The sequence below is a fragment of the Roseiarcus sp. genome (genome assembly GCF_049514155.1).
Classification (GTDB): domain Bacteria; phylum Pseudomonadota; class Alphaproteobacteria; order Rhizobiales; family Beijerinckiaceae; genus Roseiarcus.
In genome coordinates, this window is the sequence record NZ_JBEKVH010000034.1 from 1 (window position 1) to 16605 (window position 16605).

Below are 16605 nucleotides of genomic sequence, written 5' to 3' on the forward strand. Positions count from 1 at the left end.
CGATGCGCCGCGGCCCTGCGGCATCATACCGCATTCTGACGGATTGCAAATCACAAAGAAGGTCCGCGCAGAGCGTCGATCCGCCCTGCGCCACGGTCGCGGCGCGCGTCTTGACAGGACTGCGACTTTTGATAGGGCAAGGGTTTCGGCGGCAGGCGGACAGCGGTATTGATGGCTTCGGAGTTTGCCGGCGGCGGGACCCGAACGCGAACAGCCGTGCGGCCGTCGCGCGCCGCAGCCGTCGGGCTCGTCGCGGTCGGCTTGGCGCTGGCGAATGGCGGCGCGGCGGCGGCCGGCGACGCCGCGAGCGCCTGGGAGACGCGTTGCGAGACGCCGCCAGGCGCCGCAAACGAACAATGCGCGGTCATCCAGAGCGTCGTCGACGACCAGCGCCCGAACATCACCCTGGTGATCATTGCGCTCAAGACAGCCGACCATAAGAGTCGGCTGTTGCGGGTCATCGCCCCGCTCGGCGCGCTGCTGCCGACCGGCCTCGATCTCAAACTCGACGCCGACGACGTCGGCCGGATGGGATTCGTGCGCTGCCTGCCCAACGGCTGCGTCGCCGAGACGCTGATCGACGACAAGCTTTTGCAGCGCATGGAAAGCGCGCAGACAATGACGTTCGTCCTGTTTCAGACGCCGGAGGAAGGCATCGGCGTGCCGGCGCCCATGGCGGGATTCAAGGACGCGTTCGACAAACTGCCCTAAGATTGAGCGGCGCGCCGCGACGCGGCCACGGCAAGAAGCACGTTTCAGCGACCCGGAGCGAGATTCGATGAAGTCCATTGCCCTCCCCCGCGCCCTCCCCTTGGCGCTGGCGCTTTCCGCCGCCGGCCTCCTCGGCGCCTGCAGCACGCTCGACAATTTCATGCCGGGCGCCCATTCGGTGCGCGACACCGCCCCGGTCCACAATGCCGACGCCGCGACGCCCGATTCGGAGAAGCCCGTCGCCTTGCCGCTCACCGCCGAAGAGCTCCAGTGTCCGCCGGTCGAGATCGACGAGGGCGGCGCGGCGGCGCGGATCGGCGGTCCCGACAACGCGACGGTGCGCTATCAGTTCGCCATCAGCCAGACGGCGCGCGAATGCGCGCCGGTGTCCGCCAATCAGTTCACCCTCAAGGTTGGCGTCTCAGGCCGCCTACTGATCGGCCCGGCCGGCAAGCCCGGGACCTACAGCGCGCCGCTGCGCGTCACTGTCCACGACGAGAACACGAAGAAGGACGCCTTCACCAAGGTCTACAAGGTCGAGGCGAGCGTGCCGGACAACGGCGACGCGCCGTTCGATCTCGTCACCGAACCGATCGTCCTGCCGATGACCCGCACCGAGCTCGCCGACGACTACACGTTGACCGTCGGCTTCGACAACGGCAAGGCGGCGGCCCCGGCGCCGAAGCCGAAGAAGCCGCACCCGAAGCCGAAGAAGACCGACGCGCCGAATTGACAAAGCGCGGCGCTTCGGGCTTCCTGCCCGAGTCAGTCGAAGACACCCAGCGGAAGAGTCCGGAGGCGTCAGCCTCCGGCGCCGAAGGCGCAACCGCCCCGGAAACGCTCAGGCCAATGGACCGTTGGGTGATGACGCTCTGGAAAGCGGCAGGCGCCGGCTGCGCGTCCGCCCACCGACGGGGGTAACCGCCGCGTTGCGGCGGGAAATCTCTCAGGTCTCGAGACAGAGGGGGCGCCGCGGGGTCCAACGCGCCTTAGACGTCGCGCCGCGGCCGCTCGATTGATTGCGACCGGGGTGCTTCCATGTCGGATTCCGCGACGCTGCGTACGCCGCTTCACGCGCTGCATGTCGAACTCGGCGCGCGGATGGGGCCGTTCGCCGGCTACGACATGCCGATTCAATTCTCATCCGGCATCCTCGCCGAACACCTCCATACCCGCGCCCACGCCGGCCTGTTCGACGTCTCGCACATGGGCCAGGCGGAACTCGTCGGATCCGACCACGCGACCGTCGCCGCCGCGCTCGAGCGACTCTGTCCGGCGGACTTTCTTGGCCTCGCGCCGGGCCGCCAGCGCTACAGCCAACTGCTCAACCCCGAGGGCGGAATCGTCGACGACCTGATGGTCTCGCGGCCGCCGGGGGCGGACGGCCGGCTCAACCTGGTCGTCAACGCCGCGCGCAAAGCCATTGATTTTGCGCTGCTCGAATCGAACCTTCCGCCCTCGGTTCGGCTGACGCGGCTCGACCGACTCGCGCTCGTCGCACTCCAGGGCCCAGCCGCCGTCGCCGTCCTCCAGCGGCTTGAGCCGAACAGCGGCCTCGCGGCGATGGCGTTCATGTCGACGCAGCCAGTCCGCTTCGGCCGAATCTCCGCTTTCGTCTCGCGCTCCGGCTACACGGGCGAAGACGGTTTCGAGATTTCGCTGCCGGCCGACGAGGCGGAAGCCTTCGCGCGGCGACTGCTCGCTGACCCTGACGTAGCGTCGATCGGCCTTGGCGCGCGCGATTCGCTGCGGCTGGAAGCGGGCCTCTGCCTCTACGGCCACGAGCTCGACGAGACGATCGATCCGATCGAGGCCGGGCTCGCCTGGTCGATCCAGAAGCGGCGGCGGCTCGAAGGCGGGTTTCCCGGCGCGGCGCGCGTCCAGGCCGCGCTTGTCGCGGGCCCCGCGCGCAAGCGGGTCGGCCTCAGGCCGGACGGCCGCGCGCCGGCGCGCGAAGGCGCGGAAATCGTCGACGCCTCGGGCGCCGAGATCGGCCGCATCACCTCCGGCGGCTTCGGACCTAGCGTCGGCGCGCCGATCGCCATGGGCTACGTCGCGAGTTCGGCCGCGGCTTCCGGAACGCCAGTGTCGCTGATGGTGCGCGGCAAGCCGCTTGCGGCGCGCGTTTCGCCCCTGCCCTTCCACCCCCACGCCTATCACCGCGGCTGACGACCCGCTTGCGAAAAGGAACGCGCTCATGACCGAAACCCGCTACACCAAGGATCATGAATATGTGCGCGTCGAAGGCGACGTGGCCGTGATCGGCATCTCCGATCACGCCCAGCAGGCGCTCGGCGATGTCGTGTTCGTCGAACTGCCCGCCGTCGGCGCCGCGCTCGCCAAGGGCGACAGCGCAGCGGTGGTCGAGAGCGTCAAAGCGGCGAGCGACGTCTTCGCGCCGGTCTCGGGCGAAGTGGTCGAGGTCAACGCGGACGTCGATGCGCAGCCTGGGCTGATCAACGAGGACGCGATGGGCCGCGGCTGGATTTTCAAGATCAAGCTCGCCAACGCGGGCGAGCTCGCCTCGCTGTTGAGCGAGGCCGACTACGAAGCCTTCCTCAAGACCCTCGCGTGAGCCACAATGCGCTATCTGCCGTTCGACGCGACTGACCGCGCCCAGATGCTGACGCGCATCGGCGCGCCCGACATCGACGCCCTGTTCGCCGACATTCCCCCCGCCAAGCGACTCGCCGCGCCGCTCGACCTCTCGAACGGCCTGGGTGAGATCGAGGTCGAGCGGCGCCTGACGCGTATGGCCGGGCGCAACGTCGCGGCGGGGTCGGTTCCTTTCTTCCTCGGCGCCGGCGCCTATCGCCACCACGTCCCGGCGACCGTCGACCACCTGATCCAGCGTTCGGAATTCCTGACCAGCTACACGCCCTATCAGCCCGAGATCGCCCAGGGCACGTTGCAAGTGCTGTTCGAGTTCCAGACCCAGGTCGCCGCGCTGACCGGCATGGAGGTCGCCAACGCGTCGATGTACGACGGCTCGACCGCCTGCGGCGAAGCGATCCTGATGGCGCACCGCCTCACCCGCCGGCGCAAGGCGGTGCTGTCGGGCGGTCTGCATCCTCAATATTCGGACGTCGCCGCCACGCTCGGCGCGATGGCGAACGACGAGATCGTGCGCCTTCCGCTCGATCCGCGCGGCGCGGAGGACATCGCGGCTCAGATCGACGACGAGACGAGCTGCGTCGTCGTCCAGTCGCCTGACTTCTTCGGAAACCTCCGCGACCTCGAGCCGATCGCCGCCGCCGCCCACGCCAAGGGCGCGCTGCTGGTCGCCGTCTTCACCGAGGCGGTGTCGCTCGGCGCGGTGCGATCGCCGGGCGAAATGGACGCCGACATCGTCGTCGGCGAAGGCCAGTCGATCGGCAACGCGCTCAATTTCGGCGGCCCCTATGTCGGCCTGTTCGCGACCCGGCTGAAGAACGTGCGGCAGATGCCGGGACGGCTCGCCGGCGAAACGGTCGACGCCGATGGGCGACGCAGCTTCGTGCTGACGCTGTCGACCCGCGAGCAGCACATTCGTCGCGAGAAGGCGACGAGCAACATCTGCACCAATTCCGGCCTGTGCGCGCTCGCCTTCTCGATCCATCTGACGCTGCTCGGAGAAACGGGCCTGCGCCGCGTCGCCGCGCTCAATCACGCCGCCGCGGTCGATCTTGCCGAGCGACTCGGGGCGATTCCCGGCGTCAGCGTGCTCAACGACGCGTTTTTCAACGAATTCACCATCCGCACGCCGCGCGATGCGGCGGAGCTGATCGACGACCTCGCTGCGCGCGGAATCATCGGCGGCCTGCCGGTGGCGCGGCTCGCGCCGCGCGCCGGGCTCGACGACCTGATCGTCGTCGCCGCCACCGAAGTCTCGACGCCGGCCGACCGGCAAGCCTATGCGGAGGCGCTCGCGCAAAGTCTGCAAGGGGGGCGACAGAAATGAACAACCAGGGTCGCCCCACCCGCCCGAACGCGGGCGACGCGCCGCGCCGCGGCACGTTCACCGGCAACCGCGCCCTCGACATCGAAGAGGCGCTGATCTTCGAGACCGGCCGGCTCGACGCGACCGGCGTCGACTTCGAAGCGCCGACGCCGTTCGCCTCGAAACTCGGCGCGCACGCGCGCGACGGAGCGATCGGCCTGCCCGGCCTCACCGAGCCGGAGGCGGTGCGCCATTACGTGCGACTGTCGCGCAACAATTATTCGATCGACGCCGGGCTCTATCCGCTCGGCTCGTGCACGATGAAGCACAACCCGCGCCTCAATGAGAAGATGGCGCGCCTGCCGGGCTTCGCCGATCTCCATCCGCTGCAGCCGATCGCCACCGTGCAGGGCGCGTTGGAGCTGATCGATTCGCTGGCGCATGCGCTGCTGACGCTGACCGGCATGAGCGCGGTGGCGATGTCGCCGAAGGCCGGCGCGCACGGCGAATTGTGCGGCATGATGACGATCAAAGCGGCGCTGGCCGCACGCGACGAGGACAAGACCCGCACCGTGGTCCTGGTGCCCGATTCCGCTCACGGCACCAATCCCGCCACCGCGGCGCTGATCGGCTTTTCGGTGCGCGCGGTTCCGGCGGAGGCCGACGGCGTTGTCAGCGCCGAAGCGGTGCGCGCGGCGCTGGCGCCCGACGTCGCCGCGATCATGCTCACCAATCCCAACACCTGCGGCCTGTTCGAACGCAGCATCGTCGAGATCGCCGACGCCGTGCATGCGGCGGGCGCCTATTTCTATTGCGACGGCGCGAATTTCAACGCGGTGATGGGCAAGACGCGGCCCGGCGACCTCGGCGTCGACGCGATGCACATCAACCTGCACAAGACCTTCTCGACGCCGCACGGCGGCGGCGGCCCAGGCGCCGGACCGGTGGTCCTGTCCGAGCGGCTCGCGCCGTTCGCGCCGGCGCCGTCGATCGTCAGGAACGGCCCATCGCTGTCGCTCGCCGAACACAGCGAAGGGACGCAGGCGTTCGGCCGCATGAGCGCCTTCCACGGCCAGGTCGGCATGTTCGTGCGCGCCCTCTCCTACATCCTGTCGCACGGCGGCGACGGGCTGCGGCAGGCCGCGGAGGACGCAGTGCTCGCCGCCAATTACGTGCGCGCCTCGCTCGTCGACCTGATGTCGGCCCCCTTCGGCGACCGGCCGTGCATGCACGAAGCCCTGTTCGACGACCGCTGGCTGAAGGACACGGGCCTGACGACGCTCGACTTCGCCAAGGCGATGATCGACGAAGGCTACCACCCGATGACGGTGTATTTTCCGCTGGTTGTGCATGGCGCGATGCTGATCGAGCCGACCGAATCGGAATCGAAGGCGAGCCTCGACCTGTTCATCATGACATTGCGCGACCTGGCGATGAGCGCGCTCGCCGGCGAGCGCGAGCGCTTCGTCGCCGCGCCGGTCGCCGCGCCGCGACGGCGACTCGACGAGACGCGGGCGGCGCGCCAGCCGACGCTGCGCTGGGCGAAGCCGGCGCCGGCCTAAAGGCCGCGACCACGGACCGCTTGGCGCCGCGCGCGCTTGCCCGCATACTGGCGCGACGCAACATTCAACCGGCGGAAGGGGCTAAGCGATGAACCGCAGCTTGACGCGAGCGCGCGCGGCGTGGCTCGCCTGCGCGTTGGTTGCGTTTGCCGCAGCGGCCGCGGCCCAACAGACGCCCGCGCCATCCCCCGGCGCGGCCGCTGCGCCTGCGGCTTCGCCGTCCGCCGCCGCGCCGGCGCCGAGCGAGGCTGCATCCTCGCCCGCGGCGACTCCGACCCCCGCCTCCGCTTCGCCTGCCCCGGTCCCCTCGCCGGGCGCGCCGGCGCCGGCCGCCAATCCTTCCCCGGCCGCGACGCCGGCGCCCACGCCCAGCGCGGCTTCCGGCGACAGCGACGGCTCGATGGGCGAAACGACCGACCTGACGGCGCGGCCCGCCGCCTACCTAGACGGCAGGGCCGGCCGCGACGAAGTCTATTCGGCAATCATCGGCGCAATCGGCCTGGTGCGGACTGAGATCGGCAAGGCCGGGCTCAAGCCGGTCGATCATCCGATCGCCATCTTCCTCGAGGCCGACGATTCCGGCTTCAAGTTCCGCGCTGCGGTGCCGCTCGCCGGAGCGCCCGACGGCAAGACCCAACTCTCCGATGCGGTGAAGATCGGCGAGACGCCGGTCGGCAAGGCGATGCGATTCGAGCATCGCGGCGCCTATGACGACATCGACGGCACCTACGAGGCGATCACCGCCTATCTCGACGAAAAGGGCGTCGACGCCCAGGACGTCTTCGTCGAGGAATACCTCAACGACATCAAATCGCCCGAAGACCCCAATCTGCAGGTCGACATCTACGTGCTATTGAAATGACCGAAGCCGCGGCGGTCCTGTTCGACCTCGACGGCACGCTGACCGATTCCGCGGCCGGAATCCAGCGATCTACGCGCGAGGCCTTGCGCCGGCTCAACGCCGAGGATGGCGGCGCCCGGCCGATTCCAGCCGAGTCAGAACTCGGCTGGATCGTCGGTCCGCCGTTGCGCGAGAGCTTCGCCAAGCTCGCCGGCGACGAGAACGCCGACCGGATGCTAGAGTTCTACCGCGAGCGCTACGACACGATCGGCATTTTCGAGAACAAGGTCTACGACGGCGTCGCGGCGGCGCTCGATCATCTGCGCGCGCGCGGCGACCGCCTGTTCGTCGCGACATCGAAGCGACGGGCGGATGCGCAACGCGTCGTCGCGCACTTCGGCCTCGACCACTATTTCGACGGAGTCTACGGCGCGAATTCGGACGGGCGGGGCGCGGAGAAGAGCACGGTCCTGACGGCGGCGATCGCCGGCGCACGGCTCGAAGCGGCGCAGCGCATCGTGATGATCGGCGACCGCCGCTACGACGCGCTCGGCGCGCGCGCGGTCGGCATTCCGGCGATCGGCGCGCTATGGGGCTACGGCGACCGAGCGGAGCTGACCGAAGCCGGCGCCGACCCGATCATCGCCTCGCCGCGCGAGATCCCCAATGCGGTCGACGCGGTGTTCGCTCGGGCGGTGTAACACCTCGACTTGCCCTCACCCCGGCCCTCTCCCGCATACGGGAGAGGGGGCGAAACCCTTCTCCCGCATGCGGGAGAAGGTGGCGCGAAGCGCCGGATGAGGGGAAGCCTCACTGATGCCCGACCACCTCCTTGGGGTGGTACGGCTCTTCAAGCCTCGCGACCGTGCGCGCATCGAGCTTGAGCGACAGCGCCGCGACCGCATCGGCGAGATGGTGCGGCTTCGAGGCGCCGACGATCGGCGCGGTGACATAGGGTTTCGACAGCACCCAGGCCAAGGCGACCACCGCCGGCTTGACCCCGTATTTGTCGGCTGCTTCGCCGACGCGGCGGCGAATCGCTTCATCCTGACGCGAGCCGAGCTGGAGTGCGCGCGGGTAAGCGTCGGTGCGCCCGCGCACCGTCGATGCGCCTTCGCCGAGCGGCGCCGCGCCCTCGCGCGCGAGATAGCCGCGCGCCAGCGGCGACCACGGGATGACGGCGACGCCTTGATCGAGGCAGAACTTCATCATCTCGCGTTCTTCCTCGCGATAGACGAGATTATAGAAGTTCTGCATCGACACGAACTCGGCCAGTCCGCGCTCGCGCGCAACCGAGATCATGCGCGCGAATTGCCAGGTCCACATCGACGACGCGCCGACATAGAGCGCCTTGCCGGCGCGCACGACGTCGTCGAGCGCTTCGACCGTCTCCTCGATCGGCGTCTCGGCGTCGAAGCGATGGATCTGGTAGAGGTCGACGTAATCCATGCCGAGCCGCTTCAGCGAGGCGTCGATCGCCTCCATGACGTGCTTGCGCGACAGGCCGCGCGCGTTCGCCCCCGACCCCATCGGGTTGAAGACCTTGGTGGCGACGACGACCTCGTCGCGCTTGGCGTATTCCTTCAGCGCGCGGCCGAGGACTTCCTCGCTCGCGCCGTCCGAGTACATGTCGGCGGTGTCGAAAAAATTGATGCCGCGCTCGAGCGCCTCGCGGATGAACGGCCGCGACGCCTCCTCGTCGAGCACCCAGTCGCGCCACTTCGTCGAGCCGTAGGTCATGCAGCCGAGACACAGCCGTGTGACCTTCATGCCCGTCTTGCCGAACCGCACCGTTTCCATCGCCGCAAACTCCTTGTGCCCCTCGCCGCCAATATAGACCCCGGCGCCGGGCCATGCCACAAAAGCGCCACAGCGAAAGAGGCGAGCGTGATCACAAACCGCGGAGGCGATGCGCGGGAACGGCGGCGCTGGGACTTCTGGATCGACCGCGGCGGCACCTTCACCGACGTGATCGGCCGCGACCCGCGCGGCCGCCTGCACGCGCGCAAGCTGCTGTCGGAGAACCCCGCCTACGACGACGCGTCCGTGCAAGCGATCCGCGATCTGATCGGCCTTGCGTCAGGCGACGCGATCCCCGAGGGCGCGATCGGCGCCGTCAAAATGGGCACCACCGTCGCCACCAACGCGCTGCTCGAGCGGCGCGGCGAACGCACGCTGCTGGTGACGACCAAGGGTTTCCGCGACGCGCTGGAGATCGGCTACCAGGCGCGGCCCAACATCTTCGCGCGCAACATCGTCAAGCCGGAGCAACTCTACGCCGAGGCGATCGAGATCGACGAACGCACGCTCGCCGACGGAACGGTCGAGACGGCGCCCGATCTCGACGCCGTGCGCGCCGCGCTCGCGCGCGCCAGGGCCGACGGCTTCGCGGCGGTGGCGATCGTCTTCATGCACGGCTATCGTTACCCCGAGCACGAGCGACAAGTGGCGAGGATCGCGCGCGAGCTCGGCTTCGACCAGGTGTCGGTCAGCCACGAATGTTCGCCGCTGATCAAGCTGGTGGGGCGCGGCGACACGACCGTCGTCGACGCCTATCTGTCGCCGATCCTCGCGCGCTACGTGCGGCGTGTGGCGAGCGCGCTCGACGCCAAGCGAACCGGCGCGCGGGTGATGTTCATGATGTCGTCGGGCGGCCTCACCGCCGCCGAGCTATTCGCCGGCAAGGACGCGATCCTGTCCGGCCCGGCCGGCGGTGTCGTCGCGATGGCGCGCACCGCGTTGAGCGCCGGCTTCGCCAAGACGATCGGCTTCGATATGGGCGGCACCTCGACTGACGTCGCCCATTTCGACGGAAGCTACGAGCGCACGTTCGAGACCGAGGTCGCCGGCGTGCGTATGCGCGCGCCGATGATGAAGATCCACACCGTCGCCGCCGGCGGCGGCTCGATCCTCCATTTCGACGGCGCGCGCTTTCGAGTCGGGCCGGATTCGGCCGGCGCCGATCCGGGCCCGAAATGCTACCGCCGCGGCGGCCCGCTCGCCGTCACCGACGCCAATCTGATGGTCGGCAAGCTCTCGCCCGAATTCTTCCCCAGGATTTTCGGCCCGCGCCAGGACCAATCTCTCGATGCGGCGGCCGTGCGCGCCGCTTTCGCCGCGCTGGCGGCGGAGATCGGCGGCGGCCGCAGCGCGGAGGACGTCGCCGACGGCTTCATCGCCGTTGCGGTCGCCAAGATGGCCGAGGCGATCAAGAAGATATCCGTCGCGCGCGGCTACGACGTCACCCGCTATGCGCTCAATTGCTTCGGCGGCGCCGGCGGCCAGCACGCCTGCGACGTCGCCGACGCGCTGGCGATCGAGACGGTGCTGATCCATCCGCTGTCGTCGCTGCTGTCGGCCTACGGCATGGGGCTCGCCGACATCAGCGCCCACCGCAGCCAGGGGGTCGAGGAGCCGCTCGCCGACGACGCGCTCGCGCGGCTCACACCGCTCATCGCGCGACTCGGCGACGCGGCGGCGCGCGAGGTCGAGGGCCAGGGCGTCGCGGCGGCGGCGATCAAGCGTTGCGCCGCCGCGCATGTGCGCTACGCCGGTTCGGACACTTCGCTTGAGATTGCACTCGCCGCCGCCGCCGCGATGCGCCGCGCGTTCGAGAAGGCGCATAGATTGCGCTTCGGCTTCATCGATCGAGTCAAGCCGCTGACGATCGAAGCGGTCGCGGTCGAGGCGATCGGCGGCGCGGCGCGTTTCGCCGAACGCGCGCGCGCCATCGATCCGCACGCGCCGCCGCCCGCGGCCGCTGTGCAGACGCGCTTCTTCTCGCACGGCGCGTGGCGCAAGGCCGGCGTCTTCCGCCGCGAAGCGCTCGCACTCGGCGCGCGCGTCGCCGGCCCGGCTCTGATCATCGAGCCGCACCAGACGATCGTCGTCGAGGACGGCTGGGGCGCGGAGATCACCACCAAGAACCATGTCGTGCTGCGGCGGATCAGACCGGCGGCGCGGCGCGAGGCGATCGGCGCCAAGGCCGATCCCGTCATGCTGGAGATCTTCAACAACCTGTTCATGTCGATCGCCGAGCAGATGGGCGTGACGCTGCAGAACACCGCCTATTCGGTCAACATCAAGGAGCGGCTCGACTTCTCCTGCGCGGTGTTCGACGGCGAGGGTCGGCTGGTCGCCAACGCGCCGCACATGCCGGTCCATCTTGGGTCGATGGACCGCTCGGTCGAGACGATCATCCGCGCCAACGCCGGCCGCATCCGCGCCGGCGACGTCTTCGCGCTCAACGCGCCTTATAACGGCGGCACGCATCTGCCCGACATCACCGTCTGCACGCCCGTTTTCGACGCGGCGGGCAGGACGATCCTGTTCTGGGTCGCTTCGCGCGGCCACCACGCCGACATCGGCGGCGTCGCGCCCGGCTCGATGAGCCCGCGCGCGACGACCATCGAAGAGGAAGGCGTCTATATCGACAATTTCCGCCTCGTCGCGCGCGGGCGGTTCCGCGACAAGGCGCTGGTCGAACTTCTGACCAGCGGCCCCTACCCGGCGCGCAATCCGGTGCAGAACGTTAACGACCTCAAAGCGCAAATCGCCGCCAACGAGAAGGGCGCGCGGGAACTGCGCCGCATGGTCGAAGCCTTCTCGCTTGAGACCGTCGTCGCCTATATGGGCCATGTGCAGGACAACGCCGCTGAAAGCGTGCGGCGCGTCATCGACCGGCTCAAGGACAGCGCATTCGCGGTCGAGACCGATCAGGGCGCTCTGATCAAAGTGAAGATCACGGTCGATCGCGCCGCGCGCGAGGCGACGGTCGACTTCACCGGAACCTCGCTGCAACAGCCGAACAACTTCAACGCGCCCGAGCCGGTTGCGCGCGCCGCCGTGCTCTACGTCTTCCGCGTCATGGTCGACGACGACATCCCGATGAACGCCGGCTGCCTGAGACCGATCCGCATCGTCATCTCCGATGGCTCGATGCTCGCGCCGCGCTATCCCGCCGCCGTGGTCGCCGGCAACGTCGAGACCAGTCAGGCGGTCGTCGACGCCCTGTTCGGCGCGCTCGGCGCGCTCGGTTCGGCGCAGGGGACGATGAACAACCTGACCTTCGGCGACGCGCGCTATCAGTATTACGAGACGATCTGCTCCGGCGCGCCGGCCGGGCCCGGCTTCGACGGCGCGAGCGCCGTCCACACTCACATGACCAACTCGCGTCTGACCGACCCGGAAGTGTTGGAGAGCCGCTTCCCGGTCGTGCTCGAGGACTTTCACATCCGCCGCGGCTCCGGCGGCAAGGGCCGCTGGAACGCCGGCGACGGCACGCTCAGGCGCATCCGCTTCAGCGAGCCGATGGAGCTCGCGCTGCTGACCGACCGCCGCCGCGTCAGAAGCTTCGGCATGGAAGGCGGCGATCCGGGCGAACTGGGTCGCAACATCGTGCGACGCAATGACGGGCGGCGCGAAGAATTGCCGGGCTGCGCGCAGACCGTGCTGGAGGCCGGCGAAGCGATCGAAATCGTCACGCCGACGGGCGGCGGATGGGGGAAGAAGGGCTGATCCCTTCTCCCGCGAGCAGGAGAAGGGTTCTCGGTCCCGCCGCCAAGCCGTGTCGCGGACACGAGGCTCACCGGCACAGAGCGAGCGCCGCTTCGAGGGCGGCGGCGAGAAACGCGTCGGTCTCTGCTTCAGGTCGCGCTGTCGCTAAGATGGCCGTGGCCGTCGCGACCGCTCCGGTGAAATCTTCGACGCGCCAATGGCCGAGCGGCGGCAGCTTCGGCAACGCCGAGGGATCGGGCGCGGGATAGACGGAGAGGTAGAAATACGGCTCGCCATAGAAGCGATCGCCCGGCGACAGGCCGACGCCGATGTAGGCCGTCGTCGCGCGACGCGGCAGGGGGAACGACGTCAGGGTCGCCAAATCGAAATGGTGCGGCCAACAGCGCGGCGCCGGCGCATCGCAGCCGTGGCCGAGCATCGCGCCGCGCACCTTCTCGACCGCGGTTCGACCGTTGGCGAACCAGGCGGCGAGATCGACCAGCGCCGCGCTTAGGTCGGCGCCGCCGTAGTTTCCTCCTCGAGCGATCGCGTGGGAGGGCATCGCGTAGGGCGAGAGCGCGTCGAGCGCTTGCGCGTCCAGCCCGTCGGCGGCAAACGCGAGACCCACCCACTCGCGCGCCTCGGCGTCGCTGCGGCCGACGAGCGAGAATGAGCGCTGCGGCCGCCCCGCCGCGCCGTCCTCCGCCGACAACGTGAGATCGCTGAGCCGCAGCCCGAGCCGCCCGCCGTCGCGAAGCCGATGAGTCACGAAGCCGTCGAGTTCATCGTCCCAGCCGAGATTGGTGTGGCTGTCGTCCGGCTGCGGCGGCACGGCGGCGCGGGCGAGCCTCGCCAACCATTGCACGGCGTAATGCGCCTGAAGCCGAGCTTCGCCCAGGCGCTTTGCGTCGACGCCGCCAAGCGGTCGCCAGGACGGCGTTATAGGCATGGCGAGCGCTCCCTTTGGCGCGACCCGCAAGATGGAGCGCGGATCGATGGCCCTGCGATGCTTTCGCCCGTAACAACGCCATGTTACACGCGAACAGAGGTCAGCGCGGCGATCGTGGCGTCGTTCGCTGGATTTCCTGGGACGGAAACGCCAAGGGGACGTGCGGTGGCGGACCTCGAGACGTGGATCGACATCGGATCGTTGGAGGAACTCTCGGCCGCGCCCTTGCAGCGAGTCCGCGTGCAAGGGCAGGACTTCGCGGTCTCGTCGGTTGACGGCCGAGTCGGCGTGGTTTCGAACCTCTGCAATCACGTCGGCGGACCGCTCGGCGAGGGGCGATTGGAGGGCGACTATATCGTCTGCCCCTGGCACTACTGGAAGTTCCATCGCTGCACCGGCGCCGGCGAGCCGGGCTTCGAAACCGACTGCGTGCCGGGCTTCCCGGTCAGAGAGGAAGGCGGCCGGGTTCTCGTCAATCTTGCCGGCGCCAGCAAGCGCAACAAGGCGCCGCACGCCCCCCATCCGCTAGCGCGTCCGATCGTGCGCGGCGCCGGACCGTTGCGGCTCGCCGGCGTTTCGACAACGGCGATGGATGAAGCCAATCCCCGCTTTTCCGGTTCCGATCATCTGCTCGGTCACGCTTTGCGCGAGGCGGAACGCCTCGGCGCCGAGACGCGGCTCATCCGTCTCAACGCGCTGAAGTTCCGCGCCTGCGAGGGCTTTTATTCCAAGAACGCGCGCGCGTGCACCTGGCCGTGCTCGATCACGCAACTCGACGCCGGCGACGAAATGGACCAGGTTTACGAAGCGCTGGTGCATTGGGCGGACGCGATCATCGTCGCCTCGCCAATCCGCTGGGGCGCCGCGTCGTCGCTCTATTTCAAAATGGCCGAGCGGCTGAACTGCGTGCAGAATGCGATCACCATTCGCAACCAGGTGCTGATCCGCAATAAGGTTGCAGGCTTCATCATCGTCGGCGGTCAGGACAACATCCAGGCGGTCGCCGGGCAGATGCTCGGCTTCTTCGCCGAACTCGGCTTCTCCTTTCCGCAATTCCCCTATGTCGCGCATTCGCGCGGCTGGTCGCACGAAGACATGGAGCGCAACGTCGAAATCGTGCGCGAATCGGCGGAACTGGCGGAAGGCGCGCGGATGCTGGCCAAGCGCTGCCTCGAGACGGCCGGCGATCTACTCGCGCATGTCGAGGCGCGCGCTGCGGTCGAGCGCGGCGGCCGGAAGGCCCATGCGATGGCGACGCCTGTTCCGCAAGCAGGCGACGACGCCTGAAGCGGCCGTCGGTCTCGCTTCATCGCGGTTTAGGGCTTGAGCCGATAGCCGGTCTGGAACATCCGCCACAAAATCACGAGGCACGCGGCAATGAAGACGGCGGTGAAGGCGAGGCTGCCGACGACGCTCACGTCGCCGCTGCCGTAAAAGCTCCAGCGGAACCCGCTCACCAGATAGACGACCGGATTGAACAGACTCACGGTGCGCCAGAATGGCGGCAGCATGTCGATCGAATAGAACGCGCCGCCGAGGAAGGTGAGCGGCGTCACCACCAGCGCCGGAAAGATCGCGAGCTGCTCGAAGCTCCTGGCCCATATGCCGACGATGAAGCCGAACAGGCTGAAGGCGACCGAGGTCAGCGCCAGGAACGCGGCCATCCACAACGGATGCAGGATGTGGACCGGTACGAAGAGCGTCGCAGTCGCCAGGATGATCAGGCCGATCGCGACCGATTTGGTCGCGGCGGCGCCGACATAGGCGATCACGACCTCGATATAGGAGAGCGGGGCCGACAGGACCTCGAAAATCGTCCCGGTGAATTTCGGGAAGTAGATGCCGATCGACGCGTTCGAAATGCTTTGGGTCAGAAGCGAGAGCATGATCAAGCCCGGCACGATGAAGGCGCCGTAGCTGACGTCCTCGACCCGCTGAATGCGCGACCCGATCGCGCCGCCGAAGACCACGAAATAAAGCGCCGTCGTGATCACCGGCATCGCCACGCTCTGGAGGATCGTGCGCGCCGTGCGCGCCATCTCCGAGCGGTAGATCGCCCAGACGCCGTCCGCGTTGATCGACATCGCCTTGCTCATGCGCTCCGCCCCACGAGGTCGATGAAAATGTCCTCCAGCGTGCTCGTCGAGGTCTCGAGATCGCGAAAGTCGATCCCCAGTTCGCCGAGGCGTTCGAGCAGGCGAGAAATGCCGGCGCCTTCCGCGTCCGCATTGAACGCGTAGGTGAGGCGCAGTCCGGCGTGATCGAGTTCCAGCGGCCAACCCGCCAGCGAAGCGGGAAGCTCGGACAACGGCTTGTGAAGCGTGAGGATCAGCCGCCGCTTACCGAGCTTGCGCATCAACGCCGTCTTGTCCTCGACCAGCACCAGGCGTCCGTTGTCGATGACGCCGACCCGGTCGGCCATCTCCTCGGCCTCTTCGATATAGTGCGTCGTCAGAATGACAGTGACCCCCTTGTCGCGCAGCCTGCGGACCAGAGCCCACATGTCGCGGCGAAGGTTGACGTCGACGCCGGCGGTCGGCTCGTCGAGGAACACAGCGTCCGGCTCGTGGCTGAGCGCCTTGGCGATCATGACGCGCCGTTTCATCCCCCCGGACAGCTCGACGATCCGGCTGTCGCGCTTTTCCCAAAGCGAGAGGTCGCGCAGCAGGCTTTCGACGTAGCGATCGTCGGCGCGGCGGCCGAACAGGCGTCGACTGAAGCGCACGGTGTTCCAAACCGTCGAGAAGATGTCGAGCGCGATCTCCTGCGGCACCAGGCCCAGCTTCGAGCGGGCGGCGCGATATTCGCGCTCGATGTCGTGGCCGTCGACCAGGACCCGTCCCGAGGTCATCGAGACGATGCCGCAGATGACGCCGATCAGGGAGGTCTTGCCGGCGCCGTTGGGCCCCAAGAGCGCGAAAATCTCGCCTTTGACGATCTCGAGGTTGACGTTTTCAAGCGCGGTGAACCCCGACGCGTAGGTCTTGGTGACGTCGCTGGCGGAAATCATCGGCGGCATGAACGGTCCTCGTCGCGGCGCGCGCGGCGCAAGCCTACAGACGCCGAGCGCGCGCGCAACCTTCGCCGAGGTTGCCGATCGGGTCGGCGGCCGCCACAATGCGCGCGA

At 68.5% G+C, this 16605-nt stretch carries 14 protein-coding genes and 2 riboswitches; of the genes, 10 read left to right on the forward strand and 4 right to left on the reverse strand.

Features of this window, described 5'->3' with window-relative positions; translation table 11 throughout:
* Window positions 1-171: 171 nt before the first annotated feature.
* The 8 genes from ABSF49_RS07330 to ABSF49_RS07365 all read left to right on the forward strand — a co-directional run bounded on the left by ABSF49_RS07330 (window position 172) and on the right by ABSF49_RS07365 (window position 7734).
* The gene (locus ABSF49_RS07330; RefSeq protein ID WP_424111982.1) at window positions 172-711 is read left to right on the forward strand and encodes an invasion associated locus B family protein; all 540 of its coding nucleotides are present in this window, start codon (window positions 172-174) and stop codon (window positions 709-711) included.
* 67 nt (window positions 712-778) lie between these two features.
* A complete protein-coding gene (locus ABSF49_RS07335; protein WP_424111983.1) occupies window positions 779-1444 on the forward strand; it encodes a hypothetical protein in 666 nt (221 codons plus the stop codon).
* 40 nt (window positions 1445-1484) lie between these two features.
* A riboswitch (glycine riboswitch) is annotated at window positions 1485-1578 on the forward strand.
* Window positions 1579-1581: 3 nt separating this feature from the next.
* Window positions 1582-1675: riboswitch (glycine riboswitch) on the forward strand.
* Window positions 1676-1749: 74 nt separating this feature from the next.
* On the forward strand, window positions 1750-2880 hold the full coding sequence (gene gcvT / locus ABSF49_RS07340) for a glycine cleavage system aminomethyltransferase GcvT (protein WP_424111984.1): 1131 nt from the start codon (window positions 1750-1752) through the stop codon (window positions 2878-2880).
* Window positions 2881-2908: 28 nt separating this feature from the next.
* Window positions 2909-3286, forward strand: coding sequence for a glycine cleavage system protein GcvH (gcvH, locus tag ABSF49_RS07345; RefSeq protein ID WP_424111985.1), 378 nt, complete (start codon window positions 2909-2911; stop codon window positions 3284-3286).
* 6 nt (window positions 3287-3292) lie between these two features.
* Complete coding sequence (gene gcvPA, locus ABSF49_RS07350) at window positions 3293-4651, forward strand: aminomethyl-transferring glycine dehydrogenase subunit GcvPA (RefSeq protein WP_424111986.1); 1359 nt, start codon at window positions 3293-3295, stop codon at window positions 4649-4651.
* Window positions 4648-6192, forward strand: coding sequence for an aminomethyl-transferring glycine dehydrogenase subunit GcvPB (gene gcvPB / locus ABSF49_RS07355; protein ID WP_424111987.1), 1545 nt, complete (start codon window positions 4648-4650; stop codon window positions 6190-6192). The genes gcvPA and gcvPB overlap by 4 nt, the downstream gene beginning before the upstream one ends.
* A 400-nt stretch (window positions 6193-6592) precedes the next feature.
* Entirely contained in the window at window positions 6593-7054 is a 462-nt protein-coding gene (locus ABSF49_RS07360) for a GyrI-like domain-containing protein (RefSeq protein ID WP_424111988.1), read from the forward strand.
* The gene (locus tag ABSF49_RS07365) at window positions 7051-7734 is read left to right on the forward strand and encodes an HAD hydrolase-like protein (RefSeq protein ID WP_424111989.1); all 684 of its coding nucleotides are present in this window, start codon (window positions 7051-7053) and stop codon (window positions 7732-7734) included. Before ABSF49_RS07360 ends, ABSF49_RS07365 begins: the two co-directional genes overlap by 4 nt.
* A 109-nt stretch (window positions 7735-7843) precedes the next feature.
* Here the strand turns inward: ABSF49_RS07365 and ABSF49_RS07370 are convergent, their stop codons facing one another.
* Window positions 7844-8833 carry an aldo/keto reductase gene (locus tag ABSF49_RS07370; protein ID WP_424112004.1) on the reverse strand — a complete coding sequence of 330 codons (990 nt, stop codon included), beginning with the start codon at window positions 8831-8833 and terminating at the stop codon, window positions 7844-7846.
* Between the two features lie 87 nt (window positions 8834-8920).
* On the opposite strand from ABSF49_RS07370, the gene ABSF49_RS07375 reads away from it, so the two are divergent.
* Window positions 8921-12550 (forward strand): hydantoinase B/oxoprolinase family protein, encoded by a 3630-nt coding sequence (locus ABSF49_RS07375; RefSeq protein WP_424111990.1) that lies wholly within the window; start codon window positions 8921-8923, stop codon window positions 12548-12550.
* Between the two features lie 67 nt (window positions 12551-12617).
* Here ABSF49_RS07375 and ABSF49_RS07380 read toward each other — a convergent pair whose 3' ends face one another.
* Window positions 12618-13478, reverse strand: coding sequence for a hypothetical protein (locus ABSF49_RS07380; RefSeq protein WP_424111991.1), 861 nt, complete (start codon window positions 13476-13478; stop codon window positions 12618-12620).
* A 165-nt stretch (window positions 13479-13643) separates the two neighbouring features.
* Between ABSF49_RS07380 and ABSF49_RS07385 the strand changes: the two genes are divergently transcribed.
* Window positions 13644-14765: a Rieske 2Fe-2S domain-containing protein gene (locus ABSF49_RS07385; protein WP_424111992.1), complete on the forward strand. Its 1122-nt coding sequence runs from the start codon at window positions 13644-13646 to the stop codon at window positions 14763-14765.
* Between the two features lie 29 nt (window positions 14766-14794).
* On the opposite strand, the gene ABSF49_RS07390 is transcribed toward ABSF49_RS07385, so the two are convergent.
* A complete protein-coding gene (locus ABSF49_RS07390) occupies window positions 14795-15574 on the reverse strand; it encodes an ABC transporter permease (RefSeq protein ID WP_424111993.1) in 780 nt (259 codons plus the stop codon).
* On the reverse strand, window positions 15571-16497 hold the full coding sequence (locus ABSF49_RS07395; protein ID WP_424111994.1) for an ABC transporter ATP-binding protein: 927 nt from the start codon (window positions 16495-16497) through the stop codon (window positions 15571-15573). Before ABSF49_RS07395 ends, ABSF49_RS07390 begins: the two co-directional genes overlap by 4 nt.
* Between the last annotated feature and the right edge of the window lie 108 nt (window positions 16498-16605).